General features: G+C 68.8%; 26 protein-coding genes and 2 tRNA genes. 16 read left to right on the forward strand and 12 right to left on the reverse strand.

The genetic code is table 11. The annotated features are described in order from the left end of the window. Window positions 1-27: 27 nt before the first annotated feature. Complete coding sequence (locus H9633_RS05485; RefSeq protein ID WP_071641067.1) at window positions 28-1101, reverse strand: LacI family DNA-binding transcriptional regulator; 1074 nt, start codon at window positions 1099-1101, stop codon at window positions 28-30. 68 nt (window positions 1102-1169) lie between these two features. On the opposite strand from H9633_RS05485, the gene H9633_RS05490 reads away from it, so the two are divergent. The 3 genes from H9633_RS05490 to H9633_RS05500 are packed head-to-tail and all read left to right on the forward strand — an operon-like array spanning window position 1170 to window position 3796. Beyond that, window positions 1170-2393, forward strand: coding sequence for an MFS transporter (locus H9633_RS05490; protein WP_191712391.1), 1224 nt, complete (start codon window positions 1170-1172; stop codon window positions 2391-2393). A 9-nt stretch (window positions 2394-2402) separates the two neighbouring features. Then, window positions 2403-3098, forward strand: coding sequence for an endonuclease NucS (gene nucS, locus H9633_RS05495; RefSeq protein ID WP_191712392.1), 696 nt, complete (start codon window positions 2403-2405; stop codon window positions 3096-3098). Between the two features lie 29 nt (window positions 3099-3127). Then, window positions 3128-3796 (forward strand): HAD hydrolase-like protein, encoded by a 669-nt coding sequence (locus tag H9633_RS05500; protein ID WP_191712393.1) that lies wholly within the window; start codon window positions 3128-3130, stop codon window positions 3794-3796. A 172-nt stretch (window positions 3797-3968) separates the two neighbouring features. Here the strand turns inward: H9633_RS05500 and H9633_RS05505 are convergent, their stop codons facing one another. Continuing rightward, window positions 3969-4175, reverse strand: a complete 207-nt coding sequence (locus tag H9633_RS05505) for a cold-shock protein (RefSeq protein WP_071641060.1) — start codon at window positions 4173-4175, stop codon at window positions 3969-3971. 650 nt (window positions 4176-4825) lie between these two features. Between H9633_RS05505 and H9633_RS05510 the strand changes: the two genes are divergently transcribed. Both H9633_RS05510 and H9633_RS05515 read left to right on the forward strand, forming a co-directional pair. Continuing rightward, window positions 4826-4990: a CsbD family protein gene (locus H9633_RS05510; RefSeq protein WP_313480197.1), complete on the forward strand. Its 165-nt coding sequence runs from the start codon at window positions 4826-4828 to the stop codon at window positions 4988-4990. A gap of 128 nt (window positions 4991-5118) precedes the next feature. Beyond that, on the forward strand, window positions 5119-5436 hold the full coding sequence (locus H9633_RS05515; RefSeq protein WP_071641056.1) for a DUF7882 family protein: 318 nt from the start codon (window positions 5119-5121) through the stop codon (window positions 5434-5436). A gap of 70 nt (window positions 5437-5506) precedes the next feature. Here H9633_RS05515 and H9633_RS05520 read toward each other — a convergent pair. Further along, window positions 5507-5590, reverse strand: a tRNA-Leu gene (locus tag H9633_RS05520). 139 nt (window positions 5591-5729) lie between these two features. Here H9633_RS05520 and H9633_RS05525 point away from each other — a divergent pair. The 7 genes from H9633_RS05525 to pknB all read left to right on the forward strand — a co-directional run bounded on the left by H9633_RS05525 (window position 5730) and on the right by pknB (window position 14667). After that, window positions 5730-6413, forward strand: a complete 684-nt coding sequence (locus tag H9633_RS05525; RefSeq protein ID WP_191712394.1) for an FhaA domain-containing protein — start codon at window positions 5730-5732, stop codon at window positions 6411-6413. 73 nt (window positions 6414-6486) lie between these two features. Next, window positions 6487-6978, forward strand: coding sequence for an FHA domain-containing protein FhaB/FipA (locus tag H9633_RS05530; protein WP_191712395.1), 492 nt, complete (start codon window positions 6487-6489; stop codon window positions 6976-6978). Window positions 6979-6992: 14 nt separating this feature from the next. Then, entirely contained in the window at window positions 6993-8285 is a 1293-nt protein-coding gene (locus tag H9633_RS05535; protein WP_191712396.1) for a PP2C family protein-serine/threonine phosphatase, read from the forward strand. Next, complete coding sequence (locus tag H9633_RS05540) at window positions 8282-9664, forward strand: FtsW/RodA/SpoVE family cell cycle protein (RefSeq protein WP_071642794.1); 1383 nt, start codon at window positions 8282-8284, stop codon at window positions 9662-9664. Before H9633_RS05535 ends, H9633_RS05540 begins: the two co-directional genes overlap by 4 nt. Continuing rightward, on the forward strand, window positions 9664-11118 hold the full coding sequence (locus H9633_RS05545) for a peptidoglycan D,D-transpeptidase FtsI family protein (RefSeq protein WP_071642796.1): 1455 nt from the start codon (window positions 9664-9666) through the stop codon (window positions 11116-11118). The genes H9633_RS05540 and H9633_RS05545 overlap by 1 nt, the downstream gene beginning before the upstream one ends. After that, entirely contained in the window at window positions 11115-12905 is a 1791-nt protein-coding gene (locus H9633_RS05550; RefSeq protein ID WP_191712397.1) for a protein kinase domain-containing protein, read from the forward strand. Before H9633_RS05545 ends, H9633_RS05550 begins: the two co-directional genes overlap by 4 nt. A 40-nt stretch (window positions 12906-12945) precedes the next feature. Further along, complete coding sequence (gene pknB / locus H9633_RS05555; protein WP_071642800.1) at window positions 12946-14667, forward strand: Stk1 family PASTA domain-containing Ser/Thr kinase; 1722 nt, start codon at window positions 12946-12948, stop codon at window positions 14665-14667. Here the strand turns inward: pknB and H9633_RS05560 are convergent. Genes H9633_RS05560 through H9633_RS05570 form a run of 3 tightly spaced genes read right to left on the reverse strand, consistent with a single transcriptional unit; the run spans window position 14643 to window position 16245 of the window. Continuing rightward, the gene (locus H9633_RS05560; RefSeq protein WP_318247204.1) at window positions 14643-15290 is read right to left on the reverse strand and encodes an anthranilate synthase component II; all 648 of its coding nucleotides are present in this window, start codon (window positions 15288-15290) and stop codon (window positions 14643-14645) included. The two genes, pknB and H9633_RS05560, sit on opposite strands and share 25 nt — an antisense overlap. Then, window positions 15287-15442 carry a hypothetical protein gene (locus tag H9633_RS05565; RefSeq protein WP_177243819.1) on the reverse strand — a complete coding sequence of 52 codons (156 nt, stop codon included), beginning with the start codon at window positions 15440-15442 and terminating at the stop codon, window positions 15287-15289. Before H9633_RS05565 ends, H9633_RS05560 begins: the two co-directional genes overlap by 4 nt. Next, window positions 15442-16245 carry a class E sortase gene (locus H9633_RS05570; protein ID WP_071642804.1) on the reverse strand — a complete coding sequence of 268 codons (804 nt, stop codon included), beginning with the start codon at window positions 16243-16245 and terminating at the stop codon, window positions 15442-15444. Before H9633_RS05570 ends, H9633_RS05565 begins: the two co-directional genes overlap by 1 nt. A gap of 36 nt (window positions 16246-16281) precedes the next feature. Here H9633_RS05570 and H9633_RS05575 point away from each other — a divergent pair, with 36 nt between their 5' ends. Then, window positions 16282-16521: a cell division protein CrgA gene (locus H9633_RS05575; protein ID WP_071642807.1), complete on the forward strand. Its 240-nt coding sequence runs from the start codon at window positions 16282-16284 to the stop codon at window positions 16519-16521. A 228-nt stretch (window positions 16522-16749) separates the two neighbouring features. On the opposite strand, the gene H9633_RS05580 is transcribed toward H9633_RS05575, so the two are convergent. Then, entirely contained in the window at window positions 16750-17631 is an 882-nt protein-coding gene (locus tag H9633_RS05580; RefSeq protein ID WP_071642809.1) for a rhomboid family intramembrane serine protease, read from the reverse strand. 25 nt (window positions 17632-17656) lie between these two features. Further along, entirely contained in the window at window positions 17657-18214 is a 558-nt protein-coding gene (locus H9633_RS05585; protein ID WP_071642811.1) for a peptidylprolyl isomerase, read from the reverse strand. A 144-nt stretch (window positions 18215-18358) separates the two neighbouring features. Here H9633_RS05585 and H9633_RS05590 point away from each other — a divergent pair, with 144 nt between their 5' ends. Next, window positions 18359-18856, forward strand: coding sequence for a DNA helicase (locus H9633_RS05590; RefSeq protein WP_071642813.1), 498 nt, complete (start codon window positions 18359-18361; stop codon window positions 18854-18856). Next, window positions 18853-19392: an aminoacyl-tRNA deacylase gene (locus H9633_RS05595; protein ID WP_318247205.1), complete on the forward strand. Its 540-nt coding sequence runs from the start codon at window positions 18853-18855 to the stop codon at window positions 19390-19392. The genes H9633_RS05590 and H9633_RS05595 overlap by 4 nt, the downstream gene beginning before the upstream one ends. Window positions 19393-19398: 6 nt before the next feature. Here the strand turns inward: H9633_RS05595 and H9633_RS05600 are convergent, their stop codons facing one another. From H9633_RS05600 to H9633_RS05615, 4 genes are all read right to left on the reverse strand, one after another. Further along, the gene (locus H9633_RS05600; RefSeq protein WP_071642815.1) at window positions 19399-19833 is read right to left on the reverse strand and encodes an NUDIX hydrolase; all 435 of its coding nucleotides are present in this window, start codon (window positions 19831-19833) and stop codon (window positions 19399-19401) included. 88 nt (window positions 19834-19921) lie between these two features. Further along, on the reverse strand, window positions 19922-20860 hold the full coding sequence (locus tag H9633_RS05605; RefSeq protein ID WP_318247206.1) for an AraC family transcriptional regulator: 939 nt from the start codon (window positions 20858-20860) through the stop codon (window positions 19922-19924). 28 nt (window positions 20861-20888) lie between these two features. Further along, window positions 20889-22019, reverse strand: coding sequence for an aminotransferase class V-fold PLP-dependent enzyme (locus H9633_RS05610; RefSeq protein ID WP_191712398.1), 1131 nt, complete (start codon window positions 22017-22019; stop codon window positions 20889-20891). Window positions 22020-22107: 88 nt separating this feature from the next. Next, window positions 22108-22180 (reverse strand) — tRNA-Ala (locus H9633_RS05615). Window positions 22181-22333: 153 nt separating this feature from the next. On the opposite strand from H9633_RS05615, the gene H9633_RS05620 reads away from it, so the two are divergent. Then, window positions 22334-22813 carry a DUF3253 domain-containing protein gene (locus tag H9633_RS05620; RefSeq protein ID WP_191712399.1) on the forward strand — a complete coding sequence of 160 codons (480 nt, stop codon included), beginning with the start codon at window positions 22334-22336 and terminating at the stop codon, window positions 22811-22813. Window positions 22814-22841 lie beyond the last annotated feature (28 nt).

A 22841-nucleotide genomic window follows, 5' to 3' on the forward strand; every position in this document is an offset into this window, starting at 1 on the left:
CATGACGCGACGGGTCGTCATCTGAGCTCAGTGAGCGGGCGGCGCGGCGGTCTCTCCGGCCCGGAACTCGCACGCGAAGTGCACGGATTCGCCCGGCTCGCCCTCGAGCATCCGGACCACCTGCTCCCCTGCTGCGCGACCCTTCTGGAGCGCGGGCTGCGCCATCGTCGTGAGCTCGAGCGAGCCGAGACCGTCGGCGGCGATTCCGTCGAAGCCGACGACCGTGAGGTCGTCGGGCACGCGCAGGCCGAGCTCCTCGGCGGCGCGGATGGCGCCCACGGCGAGCAGGTCGCTCTGCGCCACGATCGCGGTCGGCCGGTCGGCGCGCAGCGTCCCGTCCGTCTCGGCGAGCAGCGTGCGCGCGGCGAGATACCCCTCGTCGACCAGGCTGCCCGCCGCCGTGATCCCCGTCCCGTCTGGGAACGCCTCGCGAAAGCCTGCCAGCCGGTCGAGTGTGATGGAGACGGTGGCCGCCGCCTCCCTCTCGGCCGTGAGCGGTGCACGCTCGCGAACGGGGTCCAGGGCCAGGGTGATGGTGGCCGCGCGCCGGTGGCCGAGCTCGCGCACGTGCCGAGCGATCGTCGCGCTCGCCTCGCGGTTGTCGAGCGTCACCTGCGGCACGTCGTCTCCTGCGTCGCCCTCGATCACCACCACCGGCAGTCCACGCTGCCGCACGACCTCGAGCACCTCGCGAGCTCGCGTCGAGCATCCGATCAGCACGACGGCGTCGACGGGCGCGTCGGCGATCGCCGGCGGCTCGTCGTCACGCGGGTCGTCGCGCAGCAGCAGGATGCCCGTGCTGATCGACGCCAGCGCATCGGTCAGGCCGTCCATCATCACCGTGGTGACCGGGTCGAGGAAAGCATGCCGCAGGTCTCCCCCGAGCACGACGCCGACGATTCCGCTGCGACCGGTGCGCAGCGAGGCGGCGCGGGGGTCGGGGCCGGTGTATCCGAGGGCGGCCGCAGCCGCCACGACCTTCTTGCGCGTCGCGTCTGCGACGTTCACCTTGCCGCTGAACACGACGGATGCAGTCGACGTCGACACCCCCGCCTCGCGGGCGACGTCGGCGATGGTCGCTCGTCGCGTGCCGGTGCCCATGCTCCGAGGATATCTCGCAGCGCCCACGGCGGTTCTCCGCGATCGAATCGTTTCGATATCATCGTCGGATGGACACCGCCCTCACCCGCTCACAGTTCGTCCGCTGGCGGCTCGCGATCTTCGCGATCTTCCTCGCCAGCGGCCTCTCGATCGCCACGTGGGCCTCGCGGGTGCCCAGCATCGCCGCCGCGCTGCAGATCGACAAGGCGCAGATCGGACTGCTGCTGCTCGGAATGGGGATCTCATCCATCGTCGGCATCTCGACCGGCCCGATCCTGATGGCCCGAACCGGCGCACGCCTCGGCATGCTGATCGGAATGGTGCTCTTCGGCTCGGGCGTCATCCTCATCGGCCTCGGCACCGACGTGTTCGGTGCTGTTCCCGTCGTGGTGGTGGGCATGGTGCTGTTCGGCTTCGGCAACGGATCCGTCGACGTGATGATGAACGTCGAGGCCACCGCCATCGAGCAGCAGATGGGCAAGACGATCCTGCCCGTGTTCCACGCCTTCTTCAGCTTCGGCACGGTCATCGGCGCCGGTGCCGGCGCCGGCGCCGCCCTGCTGTCGATGAACGTCGCAGCCCACGCCGCCATCATCGGCGCGGTCATCCTCGTCGCCGCCGTCGTCTGCTTCTTCCAGGTGCCCGTGCGCGAGGCCGCTCTCGACCCGATCCCGGACGAGAGGCCCCCGTTCCGCCAGCGCCTGCACACCGCCCTCGAGGCCTGGCGCGAACCGCGCACCTACGCGCTGGGCATCGTCATGCTCGGCATGTCGTTCGCCGAGGGCGGCGCCAATGACTGGATCGCCCTCGGCGTCGTCGAGGGCCATGACCAGGAAGTCGGCATGGGCGCGCTCGCGCTCACCGTGTTCTCGGTGGGCATGACCGTCGTGCGCCTCCTCGGCGGTCCGCTGGTGGATCGCTTCGGTCGCGTGGCCGTGCTGCGCGTGCTCGCCGCGACCGCGGCATCCGGCATCCTGCTCTTCATCCTCGCCCCGAACCTCCCCCTGGTGCTTCTGGGAGCCGCGCTCTGGGGCGTCGGCGCATCGCTCGGATTCCCGCTCGGCATGTCGGCCGCCGCCGACGACCCGGCGAAGGCCGCCGCGCGGGTGAGCGCCGCCGCCACCATCGGATACGTCGCGTTCCTCGGCGGGCCGCCCGTGCTCGGCCTGATCAGCGAGCACATCGGACTGCTGAACACGCTGTTCATCCTCGTCGCGCTCGTGGTCATGTCCGGGCTGTTCTCGTCGGCCGCCAAGCCGCTGCGCGCCGACGAGCCCGCCCTGACGAAGTAGGCTCGTCGGGTGCGTCTCGTCATCGCCCGCTGCGCGGTCGACTACACCGGTCGACTCAACGCCCACCTGCCCCTCGCCACGCGCCTGCTGGTGCACAAGGGCGACGGCAGCCTGCTCGTGCACTCCGACGGCGGCAGCTACAAGCCGCTGAACTGGATGAGCCCGCCGTGCTCCCTCTCGCCGGAGGTCCCCGGTGAGGAGGAGGCCGGCGCCGGTGTCATCGAGGTGTGGCGGGTGACCCACAAGAAGACCGGTGACGCGCTTCGCGTGCAGATCTACGAGATCATCCACGATTCGCAGCACGAGCTCGGGATCGACCCCGGGCTGCAGAAGGACGGCGTCGAGGCCGACCTGCAGCGGCTGCTCGCCGAGCAGGTCGATCTGATCAGCGAAGGCGCGACGCTGGTGCGTCGCGAGTATCCGACGGCGATCGGTCCTGTCGACCTGATGGTCCGGGATGCCCACGGCGCCGCCATCGCGGTAGAGGTGAAGCGCCGCGGCGACATCGACGGGGTCGAGCAGCTCACCCGATACCTCGAGCTGCTCGGGCGAGACCCGCATCTCGCCCCGGTCACCGGCGTCTTCGCGGCCCAGGAGATCAAGCCGCAGGCCCGCGTGCTCGCCGAGGACCGCGGCATCCGGTGCGTCGTACTCGACTACGAGGGCATGAAGGGCATCGAGTCGGGCATCCCCCGCCTGTTCTGAGCATCCTCCGCTCCGCCTAGGCTGGATGCATGCCCGTTTCGCCATACACCTGCATCCTCTGGGACGTCGACGGCACCATCGCCGACGCGTCCGCCGGCATCCTGCCCCGTCTGCAGCAGGTGTTCGCGTCGTACGATCTGCCCGAACCGGATGCCGAGGCGCTGTCGCTCTGGATCGGCCCGCCGATGCTCGAGTCGTTCCAGGTGCGCGCCGGCATGGACGCCGCTCAGGCCGAGGAGGCGGTGCAGCGGTACCGCGCACTCGCCGCGGCAGACGGGTACGCGGCCTCGGTCGACCTCTACCCCGGTGTCGCCGAGGTGCTGCGCGCGGTGCACGCCGCCGGCATCCCCCAGGCGACGGCGAGCACCAAACCCGAGAACCAGGTGCAGGCGATCCTCGACCACTACGAGCTGACGCCGCTGTTCACCGCGGTCTCGGGCGCCAGGGTCGGAACCGTCGGCAACCACGACGGCAAGTCGTTCGTGGTCGGCCAGGCACTCGACCGGCTGCGCTCGGCAGGTGTCGACGTCTCACGCCCGGTGCTGATCGGCGACCGTCACCACGACGTCGACGGCGCGGCCGAGCACGGCATCCCGGTCATCTTCTCGGAATGGGGCTTCGGCCACCCCGACGAAGCCGAGGGCGCGAAGGCGCGCGCGGCGGATGCCGGCGAGCTGCACGCCCTGCTGCTGGGCTGAGCGCCCCGCGGGTCGATCCGATCCGATCCGATCCGATTCCGGGGCCGACACTCCAGATGTCGGACGTTCTCGCGGGATCCGTCCGACATCTGGAGTGTCGGCCCCCGGAGTGCACGCCCGCAGACGCAGAACTCCCCGGCGCCGATCAGCACCGGGGAGTTCGAAACCCGCCTCAGAGAGGGCGGATGTTCTCGGCCTGAAGGCCCTTGGGGCCCTGTGCCACATCGAACTCGACGCGCTGGTTCTCGTCGAGTGACCGGTAGCCGCTGGATGCGATGGCGGAGTAGTGCGCGAACACGTCGGCGCCTCCGTCATCGGGGGAGATGAAGCCGAAGCCCTTCTCCGAGTTGAACCACTTGACCGTGCCCTGGGTGCTCATTTACTGCCGTTCTGCTCATTGCCATGTCGACGCAGGATGCTCCGACTGCGCTAACGCTATCCCAGCGGACCCTTCCGTCAACAGGCCGAATCGGAAGGTGACCCAAATGTTGCACGAAAAAATGGATGGCCCCCACCGCGGGGGGAGCGGTGGGGGCCGAAGACGACCGGAGGGTGCGTCGGGGTTCAGCATACACACTTCTCGAGAAATTTGTCCCCCATATGGGGGACAAAACGGAGAATCAGTGTCATGATGAGAGCGGCCCCCTCGCCTCAGCTTCTGGGGAGATGCAGGCAGGGAGCCAATCGCATGCGGAGATCGTCGGAAACTGGGGAGTAGCCGTCACCGAAGGGGAATCGGAGAACAAGCGATCAGATCCCACCGCGTGCACTCCAGGATACGACCTGGGGGATGAGATGGGGATTGCAGGCTCGGAGAGGAATTGTCGGCACAGCGAAGCCGATCACCTCTCCGAGCCGCTGCATGTCGGTCTGCCCGTTCGCGCAGCCGCGGCAGGCGTCGAGCTGTAACGCGACCCGTTCCACCTGTCAATCCCTTGGCCCGATCCGACAGCCGGATGACACGCTGGCATCTCCACGTCAGACCGGGCGGTGATCCCGCCCCGAACGGAGGGAGACACCATGGGAGCCATGGACGACGCCAAGCACAACACCGAGAAGCTCGTGGGCAAGGCCAAGGAAGGCATCGGTGACGCCACCGACAACGAGCGCCTCGAGGCAGAGGGCAAGACCGATCAGGTCAAGGCCGATGCCAAGAAGATCGGCGATGACGTCAAGGACGCCTTCAACAAGTGACCTTCACGGCCCGCGTGCCTGATTGAGCGCCGTCGACCTTCGGGTCGGCGGCGCTCGTCATTCCGCCCGCCGACGGCCCCACGCGCGGAATGGACACGCCCGGGGCGTCCGGCGGCTTATCATCCAGTATGGGAAGACTGAAGTACGACAGCAGCGCGCCGCCGATCACGATCGACGACGAGACGCTCGTGCATCTGAAGATCGTCATCGGCACCAAGCTGCGACGCAACGAGAGCTTCCTGCTGACCTGGCTGCGCGGTGACGACGCCGAGGACGCCCGCACCACGATCTGGGTGCACCCGGCGATCCCGATGCAGTTCGGGTTCGACTCCGCGGTGCTCCCGCCCGTCGCGCCGGATCGCATCACGACGATCATGACGGCGCTGAACGCCACCGGCGAGCTCGTGCTGGACGAGTACATCCACGCTGCGGCCGAACCGGCGTGACGACGCGCCGGTCGTCACGCCGGATGGAAACGGCGAAGGCCCCGGATGATCCGGGGCCTTCGCCGTTCTGTGCGCGAGGGGGGACTTGAACCCCCACGCCCTTGCGAGCACTGGCACCTGAAGCCAGCGCGTCTACCTATTCCGCCACTCGCGCATCGTCTCGTTCCGGAGAACTCAACCTCGAAAGGCTATCACGATGGACGGCGTGCTTCGAACCGCTCCGACCTCGAGAAGCGGTTATCCAGCCCGCCTGACTACGATGGCCCTACCGGTCGGCATGCCAGAGGAACCTCGTGGGACTACTTGACAGCTTTGAGAAAGGTCTGGAACGCGCTGTGAACAGCGCGTTCGCCAAGACCTTCCGCAGCGGCATCCAGCCGGTGGAGATCGCCTCGGCGCTGCGGCGCGAGGCCGACACGAACGCGGCTGTGGTGAGCCGCGACCGCATCATCACCCCCAGCGACTACCTCGTGCGGCTCAGCCCGGACGATCACGAGCGGATGCGCACGCTCGGCCGCGCGCTGCACGAAGAGCTCTTCGCGCTGATGACCACGCACGCCCGCGCGCAGGGCTACAGCTTCGCCGGCCCGCTGCACATCTCGATGGAGGCCGACGAGAGCCTGGCCACCGGCATCGTGCGGGTGAACTGCTCCTCCGTCGAGAGCACCGTCGACTGGCAGGGTGTCGTCGAGATCGACGGCCGCCGGCATCCGCTCACCAGCGCCCGCACGGTGATCGGCCGCGGCGGCGACGCCGACATCACCATCTCCGATGCGGGCTCCAGCCGTCGTCACGCCGAGATCCTCTGGGACGGCGAGCGCGGGATGCTGCGCGACCTGGGTTCGACGAACGGCACCAAGGTCGATGGGCAGAAGATCCGCGAGACCGCGCTCACGCCGGGCACATCGTTCACGATCGGCCGCACCGAGCTCACCTTCGACGTCGTCCCGGTGAACTCCGAAGGGACCGCCCGATGAGTGCCCTTCGACTCGCTGCGCTCGCTCAGGAACCGGCTGTGGTCGCGGCCTTCCGATCCGAAGGGACCGCCCGATGAGTGAACTCGTGCTCCTGCTGCTGCGCATCGGCTTCCTGGTGCTGCTGTGGTTCTTCGTGTTCGGTGTCGTCTACTCACTCCGCGCCGACCTGTTCGGCGTCCGGGTGCGCAAGATGCCGGCCGGTGAAGCGGCCGCTGCTCCCCCGGCCTCCCCCGCCCCCACGCCGGCGCGTGAGCCGTCGAACGGCCGGGCTCCCACCCACCTGATCATCACCTCCGGCCCCAAGGCCGGGCTCGAGGTGCCGCTGGGCTCGGCGGACTCGCTGTCGATCGGCCGATCCAGCGAGTCGGGCCTCGTGATCCGCGACGACTACACCTCCAGCCACCATGCGCGACTGTCCAAGCGCGGCGACATCTGGACCATCCAGGATCTGGACTCCACCAACGGCACCTATCTCGACGGGCGACGCCTGGGCGACAAGCCCCTCCAGGTCGCGATCGGAACCCCCATCAAGGTGGGCGCCACGACCTTCGAGCTGCGATCCTAAGGTCCCGCATCCAGATGGTCTTCGAGGGCTCGAGCGCAGCGATCTCCCACACCGGGAAGGTCCGCTCCAACAATCAGGACTCCGGATACTCCGGTGCGAACCTGTTCGTCGTCGCCGACGGCATGGGCGGTCACGCCGGCGGAGACGTCGCCTCGACCCTGGCCATCGCACGCATGGAGGCGCTCGACCACGCCTACGCGTCCACCGACGACGCGCAGGCCGAGCTGCAGGCGGCGGCCACGACCGCTGCCGGCGACCTGGTGCAGGCGTCGAAGGAGCGTCCGGAGCTCGCAGGCCTCGGCACCACGCTCTGCGCCGTCGTGATGGTCGACGACCACGCGGTCATCGGCCACATCGGCGACTCGCGCATCTATCTGTACCGCGATGACGCGCTCACCCAGATCACCACCGACCACACGTTCGTGCAGCGCCTGGTCGACTCGGGCCGCATCACGCTCGAAGAGGCCCGCTACCACCCCCGCCGCTCGGTGCTCATGCGCGTGCTCAGCGACATGGACATCGCTCCTGACCTCGACATGTTCGTCATGCCGGCGCGGCCCGGCGATCGCTGGCTGCTGTGCTCGGACGGACTGTCCGGCGTCGTCGACGACGAGCACATCGCGAAGGCGATGCGCCTCGGCCTCGCCCCGGGTCGCACGGCCGACAATCTGCTGAAGCAGGCCCTCGACGGCGGCGCGCCCGACAACGTCACGATCGTGCTCGTCGACGTCGGCGGGGCGCATCCCCTCTCCTCCGGCACCCCGACCATCGTCGGCGCCGCGTCCAACCCGTCGGAGCTGCCGGTGCCGGCGCCGCGACCCTCGCTCACCGGGTGGCTGCATCCCGTGCTGCAGGCCGCGAACGAGCCCAGCCACTTCGAACCGGACTCCGACGACTTCTTCGAGGAGATCATCGAGGAGGATCGGCGTCGTGCCCGCCGGCGACGCTTCGCCTGGCTGTTCGCGCTGTTCCTCGCCGTCCTCGCCCTGGTCGGCGCCGGATTCCTCGCGTACAACTGGACGCAGACCCGCTACTTCGTCGGGGCGGACGACGACAGCGTCGTCATCTACCGCGGCGTGCAGCAGAGCATCGGCCCCCTCTCCCTGTCGACAGAGGTCAAGGACACCGGCATCCTGCTCGCCGATCTGCAGTCGTACCAGCGCTCGTCGGTCGAGCGGACGATCAACGCCCGCTCGCTCGCCGACGCGGAGGCGATCACCGATCGCCTCGCGAAGATGGTGCTGCCCGTCGAGCCGCCGCTGCCCCAGCCCTCACCCACCGCGACCACGGAGGTGCCGACGCCATGACCGCCGTCTCGGCCGACACCAGCGTGCTGAAGGCGCTGAAGAAGATCCGGATGCCGCAGAAGCAGCGCAACCGGGAGTTCTGGCTGCTGCTGTTCGCGCTGCTCATCTCCGGGGCGGCGCTGACCCTCGTGCAGCTGGGCGCCCAGCAGGCCATCAACCCCACGATCCTGCTCTTCGCCGGAGGTCTCGGCGTGCTGGTCTTCGCGCTGCACGTGGTGCTGCGCATCGTGGCATCCGACGCCGACCCCTTCGTGCTGCCCATCGCGACGGTGCTCACGGGTCTCGGCATCGCCATGATCCACCGCATCGACATCGCGACGAAGCTCACCGGGTGGGACGCGTTCTCGAGCAAGCAGCTCGCATGGACGGCGCTCTCCCTCGCCGGCGCGATCGCGATCGTGATCGCGCTGCGCAACTACCGCGTGCTCTACCGGTTCACCTATGTCTCGGGCCTCGCCGGCATCGTGCTGCTGATCCTGCCGTTCATTCCCGGGCTGCGCGCGCGCGGCGTGAACGCAGACGTGTGGGTGTCGCTCGGCGGTGTCGTGTCGTTCCAGCCCGGCGAGCTGGCCAAGATCTGCCTGGCGATCTTCTTCGCCGGCTACCTGGTGCGCACGCGGGAGAGCCTCAGCTCGGTGGGCCGACGGGTTCTCGGGATCACGTGGCCCCGCATGCGCGAACTGGGCCCGGTGCTCGTGGTCTGGCTGCTGTCGCTGCTGATCATCGTGACGCAGCGCGACCTCGGCACCGGTGTGCTGATCTTCGGCATGTTCATCGCGATGCTCTACGTCGCCACGGGGAAGACGAGCTGGGTGCTCATCGGTCTCGCCGGCGTCGCGGTCGGAGTCTTCCTCGCGACCCGTGTGCTCGCCTACGTGCAGGGACGCTTCAGGAACTGGCTCGACGCGTTCAACCCCGATGTGATCTCCCGCGACGGCGGCAGCTATCAGCTGGTCGAGGGCATCTTCGGCCTGGCGCACGGCGGTCTGATCGGCACGGGGTGGGGCCAGGGCCGCCCGCAGATCACCCCGCTCGCGCACAGCGACTACATCATTCCGAGCCTCGGTGAGGAGCTGGGCATCGTCGGGCTGTTCGCGATCCTCTGCCTGTACATGGTGTTCGTGAGTCGCGGTCTGCGCATCGGGATGGCCGGGCAGGACGACTTCGGCAAGCTGCTCGCCGCCGGGCTGTCGTTCACGATCGCGCTGCAGGTGTTCATCATGGTCGGCGGAGTCACCCGGGTGATCCCGCTCACCGGTCTGACCACGCCGTTCCTCGCCGCCGGCGGCTCGTCGCTCGTGGCCAACTGGCTGATCGTCGCGCTGCTGTTGCGCATCAGCGATGCGGTGCGCCGCCAGCCCAGGGTGGTGATCGGCTGATGACCAAAGAGCTGCGCCGACTGAGTTTCGTCATCCTCGCGATGTTCCTGTCGCTGTTCGCTGCGACGAGCTGGATCCAGGTGGTCGACGCCGACAGCCTGGCGCAGAACCCCGCGAACACGCGCACGCGCCTGGACAGCTACCAGATCCAGCGCGGGTCGATCATCGTCGACGGCACCGCCATCGCGACATCCGTGCCGGCCGACGATCGGTACCAGTACCAGCGGATGTACAGCGACCCCGCGCTGTGGGCGCCGATCACCGGCTACTACAACCCCGTGCTCGATTCGCGCACCGGCATCGAGGGCGCCCTCAATTCCGATCTCTCCGGCACCGGGTCGAACGCGTTCTTCGGCGAGATCGAGCGCATCCTCTCCGGTCAGCCGCAGCAGGGTCTCAGCGTCCAGCTGACCATGGATCCGCAGGCGCAGCGCGCGGCGTATGACGCCATGCAGGGCCTGAAGGGCGCCGTCGTCGCCATCGAACCGGCGACGGGCCGCGTGCTCGCCATGGTCTCGACCCCCGGTTTCGACACGAACGCCCTCGCCGCGCACGACCCCGCGGTCGTCGAGGCCGAGTACGACCGTCTGGCGGCCGATCCCGACAAGCCGCTGTACAACCGCGCCATCGGGGGCAACCTGAACCCGCCAGGGTCGACCTTCAAGGTCGTCGTCGCCGCCGCGGCGCTGGCATCCGGCGAGTGGACCCTCGACTCGACCTTCCCGAACCCGGCCCGCTACACACTGCCCGGCACGAGCACGACCGTGTCGAACGCGTGGGGCGGCGCCTGCGGCGACGGCGAGACCACGACGCTGGCGCAGGCGCTGAAGCTCAGCTGCAACATCCCGATGGCCGAGCTCGCGGTCGAGCTCGGCGACAAGCGCATCCGCGAGATGGCCGAGAAGTTCGGCTTCAACACCGACCTCGAGATCCCCCTCGCCGTCACGCCCTCGAGCTACCCGTCCGGGCTCAGCGACGACGCGACCGCCCTCACCGGGTTCGGCCAGGGCAAGGTCACCGCGACACCGCTCACGATCGCGATGGTCGCCGCCGGACTGGCCAATGACGGCACGGTGATGAAGCCGCGGATGGTGGATGCCGTGATCGGCGATGACTTCGCCGTGCACACGCAGTTCGACGACGAGGTCCTGGCCGAAGCACTCGACCCCGAGGCGGCCGATGCCCTGACCGCTGTGCTGGTCGAGGGCGTCGCGTCGGGAGCGGCGACGGGTGCAAGAATAGACGGCGTCGATGTCGCCGGAAAGACGGGCACGGCGGAGAACGGCGGCAAGCCGTACACGCTGTGGTTCACAGGTTTCGCGCCTGCGGAGGATCCGCAGGTCGCGGTGGCAGTCGTCGTCGAAGACGGCGGTGGAAGAGGCACATCGGGCAGCGGCAACGCGATCGCCGCTCCGATTGCGAAGAAGGTCATAGAGGCGGTGCTGGGCAGATGAGGCCGACGCAGGGTGTGTCTTTCGGAGGACGCTACGAGCTGTTGTCGCGGATTGCGATCGGCGGCATGGGCGAGGTGTGGGAGGCGACCGACCACGTGATCGGTCGCACCGTCGCCATCAAGATCCTCAAGGACGAGTACATGGGCGATCCGGGCTTCCTCGAGCGCTTCCGCGCCGAGGCTCGCCACGCCGCGCTCGTCAACCACGAGGGCATCGCCAGCGTGTTCGACTACGGCGAGGAGAACGGCTCCGCCTTCCTTGTCATGGAACTCGTGCCAGGCGAGGCGCTGTCGACGATCCTCGAACGCGACGGAGCGCTGAGCCCCGACAAGACGCTCGACATCGTCGCGCAGACCGCGTCGGCGCTGCAGGCCGCGCACGCGGCCGGTCTCGTGCACCGCGACATCAAGCCGGGCAACCTGCTGATCACGCCCGATGGGCGCGTGAAGATCACCGACTTCGGCATCGCCCGCATCGCCGACCAGGTGCCGCTGACCGCCACCGGACAGGTGATGGGCACCGTGCAGTACCTGTCGCCCGAGCAGGCCTCCGGGCATGCGGCGTCGCCCGCGACCGACGTGTACTCGCTCGGCATCGTCGCGTACGAGAGCCTCGCGGGCAAGCGGCCGTTCACCGGAGAATCGCAGGTGGCCATCGCGATGGCGCAGATCAACGAGCAGCCTCCGCCGCTGCCCGATTCGGTGCCGGCGCCCGTGCGCAACCTCGTCATGGCGATGATCGCGAAGAAGCCGGCCGATCGGCCGTCGTCGGCGGCGACGGTCTCGCGCGCCGCGCAGGCCCTGCGCCGCGGCGACCTGAACTCGGCCGCGATCGCCGTGCCCGCCATCGCGGGTGCGGGTGTGGCGGATGCCGATGATGCGACGCGCATCCTCACCGGGATGGGCGGCGATGAGGCCACGCGCATCCTGCCGACGACCGCCCAGCTTCCCTCCGGAGCAGCCGTCGCCGCGACGACCACCGAGCCGGAGGAGCCGAAGAAGCGCAAGCGCAGCCCGTGGACGTGGCCGCTCATCGCCCTGATCGCGCTGCTCGTGCTCGTGCTCGGCGGCACGCTGATCGCCATGCTCAGCAATCAGGATGAGGCCAAGCCCGCGGCGTCGACGTCGAGCCCGGCGTCGCCCAAGCCGAAGCCGAGCTCGGCCACGCCGAGCGCACCCGAGAAGGCACTCGTCAACGTCGGCGACCTCGATCTCGTCGAGCGGCCGTGCGAGGACGCGAAGCAGACCCTCATCGAGGCCGGTCTCGACGGCGACTGCGTCGAAGGCAACACCGCCGCCCCCTCCTCCGACCGCGAGGGCTGGGTGCAGAGCGTCAGCCCCTCGGGCAACGTCGAAGAGGGCACCGTGATCACGCTCACGACCTACAAGGCCGCGGTCAGCATTCCCGAGCCCGGTTCGGCGCCGAGCCTCAGCGACACCCCGACCACGGGCGCCACGGTCACCCTGAACTGGACGAACTTCGAATGCCCGTCCGGTGTGCCGGCCCTCTCGGCGTACGAGGTCAAGCTCACCAACGCGACCTTCGATGACGGCAGCGCGGATCGCACGTTCAGCCGCGGTCAGCTCAGCGCGCCGATCACCATCACGGGCACTCCCGGTGCCACGGTGACGGCCAGCTACGTCGCGTTCTGCGGAAACGACATGCCGTCCCCGCGTTCGCCGCAGATGGAGAAGCAGATCGAGGCCCCCGCCACCCCGCCCCCGCCCGCCGACGGGGGCGCCGGTGAGGGCGCCGGTGACACCGGGGGCACAGCCCCCACCCAGTAATCTGGAAGAGGTCGTCCGAGAGGTCTGAGGGGAGTCGTCTGTGTCGCCAGAGCCGCGCATCATCGCCGGTCGCTACCGCGTCGATGAGGTCATCGGTCATGGCGGCATGGCCAGAGTGCACCGCGGCTACGATCTGACGCTCGGACGCGAGGTCGCGATCAAGATCCTCGACCCGGAACTCGCGCGCGACACCGCGTTCCGCACCCGCTTCCGTCTCGAAGCGCAGGCGGCATCGCGCATGTCGCACCCCTCGATCGTGCGTGTCTACGACGCCGGTGACCCGTCGACGGCGTCGCGGACGCAGCAGCCGGGCGACGCGGCGGAGCAGACCGAGCCGTACATCGTGATGGAGCTGGTGCAGGGCACCCTGCTCAAGGACATCATCGCGAAGGGTCCGCTTCCGGTCGCCGACGCGATCCGCTACGAGGACGGCATCCTCGAGGCGCTCGAGTACTCGCATCGCGCCGGCGTCGTGCATCGCGACATCAAGCCGGGCAACGTGATGATCACCGACAAGGGCACCGTGAAGGTGATGGACTTCGGCATCGCCCGCGCCGTGTCCGACTCGTCGTCGACCGTCGCCGAGACGACGCAGATCCTCGGCACCGCCGCGTACTTCTCCCCCGAGCAGGCCAAGGGCGAGGCGGTCGATGCGCGCACCGACCTCTACTCGGCCGGGGTCGTGCTGTACGAGATGCTCACGGGTCGCCAGCCGTTCCGCGGCGACTCCCCCGTCGCCGTCGCCTACCAGCACGTCAGCGAGACGCCGCTGCCCCCGACAGAGGTCAATGAGCAGCTGCCGCGGTCGATGGATGCCATCGTGCTGCGCGCCCTCGCGAAAGACCCCTACCAGCGATTCCCCGACGCCGGATCGTTCCGCCTCGCTCTGAAAGCGGTCGCCGACGGCCATGCGCCGAGCAAGAGGGACATCGGAGCCCTCACCAGCGAGCTCTACGGCTCCAACCCGCGGCAGGCGCAGGAGACCGCGCGGTCGCTGCGTCAGCTGAGCACGGACACGACGATGACCCGCACGCAGTCCGGCCCGCCGGTGGCCTGGATCTGGGCGGGCGTGGCCCTGCTGGCGGTGCTGCTGATCTCGGTGCTCATCTGGGTGGTCACCCTGGCCATGCAGCCGAAGGATGTGCCCACGTCGTCGGTGACCGTGCCGAACCTCGTCAACCTCACAGCCGACGATGCCGAGGACGCCCTGCAGGAGAGAGGGCTGATCCCCGACATGCGGGAGGAGGCGAGCGTCGACTTCGACGAAGGACGCGTCATCCGCTCAGCGCCGACGACCGGCGCGAAGCTGACCGCCGGCACCTCGGTGATCGTGTACGTCTCGACCGGCGCCGACACGGTCGAGATGCCCACGGTGGAGGGGCTGTCGCAGGATGCCGCGAAGCAGGTTCTGGGTGCGGCGCGGCTCGAACTCGGCACCGTGCGGCCCCAGAACGACAAGGACGCTCAGGCGGGAACAGTGCTCAGCGCGAGCGAGGCGGCCGGATCTCAGGTCGCCCCGGGGACGGTCGTCGACCTCGTCATCGCGAACGGCAACGTCACGCTCGAGGACATGACCGGCTTCTCGATGGATGCCGCGAAAGGGCAGCTCGAGAAGCTCGGCCTCGAGGCGGAGCCCGTCGAGCTCGGACCGTGCGCCGAGGGACAGACGCCGAATGTCGTCGCCTCGATGTCGAAGTCGCCGGGCGAGGTGCCCATCCACTCCACCGTCGAGCTACGCTACTGCGTGCCTCCGACGGGCTGACACCCCACCCCGTCCGCGCGCACGGACGCGAGCCAGTTGCCGAGCAGACGGTGCCCGTGCTCGGTGAGCACGCTCTCGGGGTGGAACTGCACTCCGATGATCGGCAGGGCGTCATGCTCGACCGCCATGATCGTGCCGTGCTCGGCTCGCGCGCTGACACGCAGCATCGGCGGCAGCGACGCATCGTCGAGGGCGAGCGAGTGGTAGCGTCCCGCCGCGAACGGCGAGGGGATGCCGTCGAACAGCGATGATGCGTCGTGGCTCACCTGCGAGACCATGCCGTGCATCAGCTCCGGCGCCGCGCCGACCGCGCCGCCGAAGGCCTCGCCGATCGTCTGGTGGCCGAGGCAGACGCCGAGCAGCGGCATCCCGATCTCCGCCGCCAGGCGCACGACCTCGATCGACGCACCGGCATCCGCGGGCGAACCGGGTCCGGGAGAGATCATCACGGCGTCGAAACCGAGCAGGAGCTCGCGCCAGTGGTGGCGCACCTCGGCATCCGGAGCGGGTCCGGCGGCATCCGCCTCCACCATCACCACCTCCGCGCCCAGCTCGCGGAGGTAGCCGATCAGGGTGTGCACGAAGCTGTCGTGGTTGTCGACCACGAGCACCCGTGCTGTCACTGCAGGTCCACCTCGCCGGGCGTGATCAGCGGACTGATCCAGGGGAAGACGTGGAAGAACAGCGCGTAGAGCACAGCCGCCACCAGCAGCAGCAGGATGAACAGGCGCACCCACCACGGTCCGGGCAGCAGGTGCCACAGGGCTGCGTACATCAGCGGACTCCTTCGGCGGACGGACTGGCCTCATCGACCGACGCGAGCGACGCGGGCGGCCCCTCCGCGCGCGGCTGGAAGCTCTCGAACACCCCGTACGCGACGATGCGCTCCGCGAGCGAGTACAGCGGAGAGCAGGCCGTGAGGGTGATGAACCGATCAGACGGGGCGACCTGCGGCATCTGCGGCACGTCGAGCAGCACATCCCCCGCGGACGGCTTCACGTACTGCAGATTGCGGAACCGGTACGTGTACCAGCCGACTTCGGTCTCGACGACGATCGCGTCGTCGAGACGCAGCTTGTCGATGCGGTTGAACGGCTTGCCCCAGGTCGTGCGGTGGCCGGCGAGCGAGAAGTTGCCCACCTCTCCCGGCATCTTCGACTGCTCGTAGAGGCCGATGCCGATCCTGTCGAGGGTCCGCTCGCGTGAGGTCCCGCCGGCGATGTGCACGTTGTAGTCGTCGCCGAACCTCGGGATGCGCATGTTCGCGAACACCTCGGCGTCGGCCGGATGCGGGAGCACGGGCGGCTCGTAGACCTTCTGGTCGCCCTGCTCGAGCACGGGCGGAGGTGCGGGGGGCGATGCCTCGGCCCACTGGGCCGAGAGCTCGGCGCCTCTGACATTGTTCTCGGCGCCGATGATGAGGTCGCCGATCCACATCTGCCAGGAGACGAACAGCAGCACGAGCACGCCGGCGGTGAGCAGCAGTTCGCCGAGCACGCTGGCGAAGGTCGCGCGGGAGCGCCTGCGCGCCGGCTTCGAACCCCGCAGCGAGGCCCGGGACGACGCGACCGCATGCATAGGGGGAAGTCTATTCGCCCGGCTACAATGATGCTCATGGCACGTGACCGCAACCCCGAAGAGCCCGCCGTCGAGCGTCCCGAGGGCGATGCCGCTCCGAACGCCGTGTGGTTCAAGCCCGTCATGGTCGGCTTCATGCTGCTGGGTCTGGCGTGGATCCTCGTCTACTACATCTCCGGCTCCCGCTTCCCCATCCCGGGTCTGGACTCGTGGAACCTCGGCATCGGCTTGGGCATCGCGCTCATCGGCTTCCTGATGACGACCCGCTGGCGCTGACCTCCGCGCCGCTCCCGCTCGTCGACACGCCCTCTCACCGTCCGGTGAGGGGGCGTCTCGCTTTCCCCAGAGGGTTGTTAACAACCCTCTCCACCTGTGAATAACACCGGTGTAATTCTCCCCAGGTGTGGACAACTCTGTGGATAACCCGGGGACATCATGTGCAGAGCCCTGTGGACAGGGTGTGCAGAGAGTGTGCAGAACTCGGGTCGGGCCGGAGCCGCAGCGTCAGAACAGGCTGCGCAGCACGATCGGCGTCACCAGGAACGCGATCGCCAGAAGAACGACCGTGAGCGCGACGAGCAGCAGGATCTGAGCCGTGCGCTGCGAGCGCTTCCGGGTGCGGGCGAAGATCAGACCCACCAGCGCCCCGACAGCCGCCCCGCCGATGTGCGCCTGCCATGCGATGTTCAGAGTCTGGATGAACCCGATCGCGAGGTTGATGGCGAGGATCACCAGGATTCCGCGGATGTTCGCGCCGATGTGCCGCCCGATCACGAGGAGCGCGCCCATCAGCGCGAAGATGCCGCCGGAGGCGCCCACCGTGGCGACGACAGGGTCGAGCACAGCCATCGCCACCGAGCCGCCGAGTCCGCCGATGAGATAGAGAGCGACGAACCTCCCTCGCCCCAGCAGGGGCTCGAGACTGCGACCGATCATCCACAGCGCCAGCATGTTCAGCAGGAAGTGCGTGATGCCGGAGTGCACGAGCATCGACGTCAGCATCCGCCACGGCTGGAAGGAGAAGTCGCCGCCGAACATGTCGGGCAAGAGGAACGGCGTCGCGAACAGCAGGGTGCGATCGACGATCGGCCCGAGCAGCAGCTGCAGCAGGCCCACGACCGAGGTGACGGCGATGATCGCGTAGGTCGCGATCGGCTGCGATGAGCCGCTCGTGGTGCGCCAGGCGCGGTGGGCGCGGCGCTGCGCGGGAGTCTGCGCCTTGCGGTCGGCTTTCATGCACTCCGGGCAGATGACGCCGACGGGCGCCTGGGTCTGGCAGTCGGCGCAGACGGTGCGCGTGCAGCGCTGGCAGAGCACGAAGCTCTGCCGATCCGGATGCCGGTAGCAGAAGTTCTCGCGGTTGCGCGTGAAATCAGGAGAGGTCATCCGGATCGGCTCGAGCGGTCGTGTGTCAGTTGGCGACGATGTCGACCGAGTGCAGCACGACGTCCTCGACGGGACGATCCTGCGCGCCGGTGCGCACCGCGGCGATCTCGTCGACGACGGCCTTGGACGCATCATCGGCGACGACGCCGAAGATCGTGTGCTTGCCCTGCAGCCACGGGGTCGGGTCGGTCGTAATGAAGAACTGCGAGCCGTTGGTGCCCTCGGCCTGGCCGGTGATGGCGTTGCGGCGCAGACCGGCGTTGGCCATGGCGAGCACGTACGGGTCGTTGAAGTTCAGCTCAGGGTGGATCTCGTCGTTGAAGTTGTAGCCGGGTCCGCCGATGCCCTGACCGAGCGGGTCGCCGCCCTGGATCATGAAGTTGGGGATGATGCGGTGGAAGATGACGTCCTTGTAGAGCGGGCCCTCGCCCGGCTTGCCGGTGGCGGGGTGCGTCCACGCCTTCGATCCGTCGGCGAGGCCGACGAAGTTGGCGACCGTGTTCGGAGCGTGGTCTCCGAACAGGTTGATGACGATGTCACCGTGGTTGGTGTGCATGGTTGCGACGTGAGATGCGTGAGGCATGGCTCCATTGTCGCAGAGCAGTCCTGTGCGGGCGCGGCGTATTGTCTCCTTTCCGGGCCCCGACCGCCAGACTCTGCTCGTATTCAGCGTGTTGTGGTTGGATGATCAGCGGAACGGACATCGACCGACCGACGGGAGAGCAACGTGAATCTCAGCCGCAAGCGCAAGAAGGAACTGCGTCGACTTCAGCAGGAGGCCGGACGACTCTGGGAGTCGCAGCAGGTGCTCGTCGGCCACGCTGCCGACGTCGCCCGTGAGGCCGGACGTCAGCTCGGCAACTTCAATCGCGAGCAGGTCATGCCGTCCGTGCACGACTCGTACGAGCGCCACCTCGCCCCGGCCGTCGATCGCAGCGTGAAGTTCGGCAAGCACGTCGTCGATGAGCGGGTCGTTCCCGTCGTGGGTGGCGTCGTCGGAACCGCCCTGTCGGCCTGGGATGTCGCGAACAAGAAGCGACACGACCTCGGATGGGGTCCGCGCCACGTCGCGCCGGCCAAGAAGAGCATGGGCTTCGGCTCGGTCGTCGCGATCGTGCTCGGTGTGGCCGCCGCCGTCGGCGTCGTCGCCGCCGCATGGCAGGCCCTGCGTGCAGATGACGAGCTGTGGGTCGCCGACGACCCGCTGTCGCCGCCCAACGCGTGACTGAAGCCGACCCGCATCAGCGGGTGCGTGCTGCTGCGGCCGCACGCGGACTCGACATCGAGATCCGCGAGCGGCCGCAGGCGCACAGTCTGACGGAGGCAGCCGCTCTGCTCGGTCTGCAGCCGTCCGACATCGTGAAGACCCTCGTCGTGAAGACGTCGTCACGACGACCCGCTGACGTCAGCTCCGTACAGGCGACCGGCTCAGGGACCGAGCCTTCGTACCTCTTCGCCCTGGTGCCCGGTGGGCGTTCCATCTCGTGGCCGAAGCTGCGCGCGATCGTCGGCGTGAACAGGCTGCGTCTGCCCGAGCCCGAGCTGGCGCTGGCCGCCACCGGTTACGAGCGCGGCACGATCGTGCCGATCGGCAGCACCACCGACTGGCCGGTGTACGCGGACGAGAGCATCGTCGGACGCCGCATCGCGATGGGTGCCGGTGTGCACGGCCACAGCCTCTTCGTCGAGGCCGACCACCTGATCCGTGCCTACGGCGCGACGGTCGCCGGCATCTCCCAGCCTGAAGCGGTCCGCGACTAGCGCCGCTCACTCCGGCAGCAGGCCCGCCATCCGCAGCCCGATGTCGACGAGCTTCACGCGCTGCAGCGCGGCGGCCTCGTCGAGGGTGAACCAGGCGGCCATGTCGGTCGATCCGTTCCTCTCGAACCGCAGCTCACCGCCGGTGACCTCTGCCCGGTAGACGATCCGCAGAGTGTGCAGCGGCACCTTCCTCTCGTCGCGGCGCACGCGGCGCGATGCCGGGATCACCCGGGAGTGGATGCCGAGCAGCCCCGTCGTCTCGATCCGGAAGCCCGTCTCCTCACGGAGCTCGCGACGCACGGCCGTCTCGGGATCCTCGCCCTCTTCCAGCCCGCCCCCGGGAAGCGTCCACGCCACCCGACGCCCTTCGATCCACCGGGCCAGCAGCACCCGGCCTTCGTCGTCGGTGACGATCCCGTAGGCGGCGACGCGCAGGTCCATGCACTCACAGTAGTCGCGGCGCCGGCGCCGGCGGGACAGGTGGTCCCGACCGGCTCGATGACCCCCTCGGCGAGGAGGATGCCGCCGCTCAGTGCTCCTGCAGGGTCTCCTTGGCCGAACGGCCGTAGGTCTGCCGGTACAGCGCGCTGAACCGCGAGCTGTTGGCGAACCCCCAGCGCCGCGCGATGCGGGTGACCGACTCGTCGACGCCGCCGTTGCGCAGATCACGGTGCGCGCCGTCGAGTCGCACCCGACGCAGGTACTCGGTCGGGGTCATGTCGATGCCACGGCGGAAGGCGTACTGCAGTCCGCGAGTCGACATGTGCACGGCCTCCGCGACCTCGTCCACCGTGATCGGCAGGTGGGCGTTCTCATCGATGTAGGTCAGAGCTCGGCGCACGGTCGCCGCTCTCTCACCGCCACCATCACGGGTGATCGCCGAGGAGAAGGTCGAGGGGAAGCAGCCGAGGATCGTCGTGAGCGCGTGTCGAGCGAGACCCGCCTCGATCAGCTCATCACCCGCGTCGTCGAGCGACAGCGCCGAGGTGAGCAGGTAGTCGAACGCACGGACCCACTGGCGCGCCGCCAGGTCGGAGCGGGGATGCACCGACGTCAGCCGCAGCGAAAGAAGCTCATCCCCGGTGATCCGCCGTGCGAGCTCCTGAGCGCGGCCACGATCGAAGAGGAGGGCCGACACCTCTGCCGTGCCGTTCCATTCCGCTTCGACCAGCGCGCTGTCGGTCGCCCACGGGGCCCCGGCGTCGATGATCGATCGACGGGTGCGCAGCACACCGTCGGCGGCGACCAGCCGGCATGCGAAGAGCTGGTCCTCGGGCTGCACGCGGGAGTGCACCTCCGCGGTGAGCGAGTACCGCACGATCGCGAGGTCGCCCAGTGTCGCCGACCGCCATCGGAAGGCGAAGTCCGCCGGGTCGATGCGCAGCAGCGACGCGGACGGCACGAATGTCTTCCAGATCTCCTCCACGTCGGCGACGTCGTCGGAATCCATCCGCAGAATCTCCGCCACAGAATCCTCCTGTGTGTGCCGTCGTCGCTCAGTCGCGGAGAGCGACGAGCGCTCTCTCGAGACGGGCGACCGCCGCATCCACGTCGTCGAGCTTGTCGAGGCCGAACAGCCCGACCCGGAAGGTGGAGAAGCCGTCCGGCTCGTCGCAGTGCAGCGGCACGCCGGCGGCGACCTGCACGCCGTGATCCTTGAATGCGGCGGCACTGCGCAGGTCGGGTTCGGTGGTGTGTACCACGACCACGCTCGGAGAGGCGAAGCCGGATGCGGCGACTGACCGCAGCCCGTGCTCCGCCAGAAGCGCACGAACACGCGTGCCCAACTCGATCTGTGCGCGGCGCAGCGCGTCGAAGCCGCGCTCACGGGTCGCGATCATCTGCTGCAGGTTGCGTGCGATGGTGTCGGTGGGCATGGTCGAGTGGTAGCCGGCCGAGCCGTCCCGATAGCCGTCGGAGATGCTCAGCCAGCGGTTCAGGTCGAGCGCGAAGCTCGTCGCGGTGCCCGCTGCCACGGCATCCCGACCCGTGCCGCTGAGCATCACGTACCCGACTCCGGGAGAACCGCTCCAGCCCTTCTGCGGAGCGGAGAGAAGCACGTCGACGCCGAGATCGCTCATGTCGACCCACATCGCGCCGGAGGCGATGCAGTCGAGCACGAGCACCCCGCCCACCTCGTGCGTGGCGTCCGCGAGCGCGCGCACGTAGTCGTCGGTCAGGATGATCCCGGCTGCCGTCTCGACGTGCGGGGCGAAGACGACCTCCGGACGCTTGGCGCGAATGGCGGCGACCACCTCGTCGATCGGCGCGGGGCTCCACGCGGCCTGCACGTCGTCGCCGTCGGGGCGGGCCAGGCACACGGTGACATCGGACGCGATGCCGCCCATCTCGAGGATCTGCGACCAGCGGTACGAGAAGAGGCCGTTGCGCACGATGAGGGCGCGTCTGCCCGTGGCCAGATGCCTGGCGACGGATTCCATCGCGAAGCTGCCACCGCCGTTGACGAGTGCGACGCTGTCGGCGCGGTATGCCTCGCAGAGGATGTCGATGGTCTGCTGCATGATCCCGACGAACCGTTTCGACATGTGATTGAGTGACCGGTCGGTGAACACCACCGAGTACTCGAGCAGTCCGTCCGGATCGATGTCAGCGTGCGGCAGAGTCATGGGTCCAGCCTGGCACTGTCTGCTGGGGGAGAGCCAGGACTTCCGTGAAGCGGAAGAAAGCCCCGACGACGTCGGGGCTTTCGATCTGTGGAGCCTAGGAGATTCGAACTCCTGACATCTTGCTTGCAAAGCAAGCGCTCTACCAACTGAGCTAAGGCCCCTCACCGGTGCGAGCACCGCCGTCAATCATACATGCCGTCGGGGCGGGCGCCGTAATCGTCGGGCGCGCTCGCAGTGTCCGCGCGTGTCGGAGGAGACAGCGGGTCGGGGTCAAGTCCCTCGCGTTCGCCGCCGACGAGGCGGATGGTGGCGACATGGATCCGCACAGAACAGACGATGGCCACCACGTCATCATCGACGGGAGACGGTGGCGGGCGACGGACCCCGCGATACCCGAGTCCTTCCGTCAGGAGCTGGTCGAGGAGCTCATGTCCGCTCGGCGCGCCGTGAAGACGGGGGAGAGCGACGCTCGGCGGCGCGTACACGACGCGAAGACCGCGCTCGGTGAGAGGGGGGCGCCATGGTGGGACGAGCGATCCGGAGCCGACTTCGACGAGCGGATCGCCGCGGCCGTGCGCGCGCTCGTGCGCAAGCGGCAGGGGTCCTCGATCTGCCCGAGTGATGTCGCTCGCACGGTCGGTGCGCACTCGTGGCGATCGATCATGGATGACGTGCGGCGCGTCACCGCTCGGCTCGCGGACGAAGGGCAGGTCATCGTCACCCAGAAGGGTGAGCCGGTGCGCATCGCCGATGCCCGCGGGCCTGTCCGCATCGTGCGCGGTCCTGACCTGTGAACGAACGAAGAAGGCCCCGCCGGAGCGG

Source organism: Microbacterium commune (genome assembly GCF_014836945.1).
Taxonomy (GTDB): domain Bacteria; phylum Actinomycetota; class Actinomycetes; order Actinomycetales; family Microbacteriaceae; genus Microbacterium; species Microbacterium commune.

What these genes read in the sequence shown, in the direction of transcription:
- H9633_RS05580 (WP_071642809.1), bottom strand. Translation starts at nt 17,631, where the DNA reads ATGACCTCTCCTGATTTCACGCGCAACCGCGAGAACTTCTGCTACCGG.
- H9633_RS05515 (WP_071641056.1), top strand. Translation starts at nt 5,119, where the DNA reads ATGGGAAGACTGAAGTACGACAGCAGCGCGCCGCCGATCACGATCGAC.
- H9633_RS05600 (WP_071642815.1), bottom strand. Translation starts at nt 19,833, where the DNA reads ATGGACCTGCGCGTCGCCGCCTACGGGATCGTCACCGACGACGAAGGC.
- H9633_RS05485 (WP_071641067.1), bottom strand. Translation starts at nt 1,101, where the DNA reads ATGGGCACCGGCACGCGACGAGCGACCATCGCCGACGTCGCCCGCGAG.
- H9633_RS05490 (WP_191712391.1), top strand. Translation starts at nt 1,170, where the DNA reads ATGGACACCGCCCTCACCCGCTCACAGTTCGTCCGCTGGCGGCTCGCG.
- H9633_RS05575 (WP_071642807.1), top strand. Translation starts at nt 16,282, where the DNA reads ATGGCACGTGACCGCAACCCCGAAGAGCCCGCCGTCGAGCGTCCCGAG.
- H9633_RS05585 (WP_071642811.1), bottom strand. Translation starts at nt 18,214, where the DNA reads ATGCCTCACGCATCTCACGTCGCAACCATGCACACCAACCACGGTGAC.
- H9633_RS05620 (WP_191712399.1), top strand. Translation starts at nt 22,334, where the DNA reads ATGGATCCGCACAGAACAGACGATGGCCACCACGTCATCATCGACGGG.
- H9633_RS05570 (WP_071642804.1), bottom strand. Translation starts at nt 16,245, where the DNA reads ATGCATGCGGTCGCGTCGTCCCGGGCCTCGCTGCGGGGTTCGAAGCCG.
- H9633_RS05545 (WP_071642796.1), top strand. Translation starts at nt 9,664, where the DNA reads ATGACCAAAGAGCTGCGCCGACTGAGTTTCGTCATCCTCGCGATGTTC.
- H9633_RS05530 (WP_191712395.1), top strand. Translation starts at nt 6,487, where the DNA reads ATGAGTGAACTCGTGCTCCTGCTGCTGCGCATCGGCTTCCTGGTGCTG.
- H9633_RS05565 (WP_177243819.1), bottom strand. Translation starts at nt 15,442, where the DNA reads ATGTACGCAGCCCTGTGGCACCTGCTGCCCGGACCGTGGTGGGTGCGC.
- H9633_RS05505 (WP_071641060.1), bottom strand. Translation starts at nt 4,175, where the DNA reads ATGAGCACCCAGGGCACGGTCAAGTGGTTCAACTCGGAGAAGGGCTTC.
- H9633_RS05510 (WP_313480197.1), top strand. Translation starts at nt 4,826, where the DNA reads ATGGACGACGCCAAGCACAACACCGAGAAGCTCGTGGGCAAGGCCAAG.
- H9633_RS05540 (WP_071642794.1), top strand. Translation starts at nt 8,282, where the DNA reads ATGACCGCCGTCTCGGCCGACACCAGCGTGCTGAAGGCGCTGAAGAAG.
- H9633_RS05610 (WP_191712398.1), bottom strand. Translation starts at nt 22,019, where the DNA reads ATGACTCTGCCGCACGCTGACATCGATCCGGACGGACTGCTCGAGTAC.
- H9633_RS05535 (WP_191712396.1), top strand. Translation starts at nt 6,993, where the DNA reads ATGGTCTTCGAGGGCTCGAGCGCAGCGATCTCCCACACCGGGAAGGTC.
- H9633_RS05500 (WP_191712393.1), top strand. Translation starts at nt 3,128, where the DNA reads ATGCCCGTTTCGCCATACACCTGCATCCTCTGGGACGTCGACGGCACC.
- H9633_RS05550 (WP_191712397.1), top strand. Translation starts at nt 11,115, where the DNA reads ATGAGGCCGACGCAGGGTGTGTCTTTCGGAGGACGCTACGAGCTGTTG.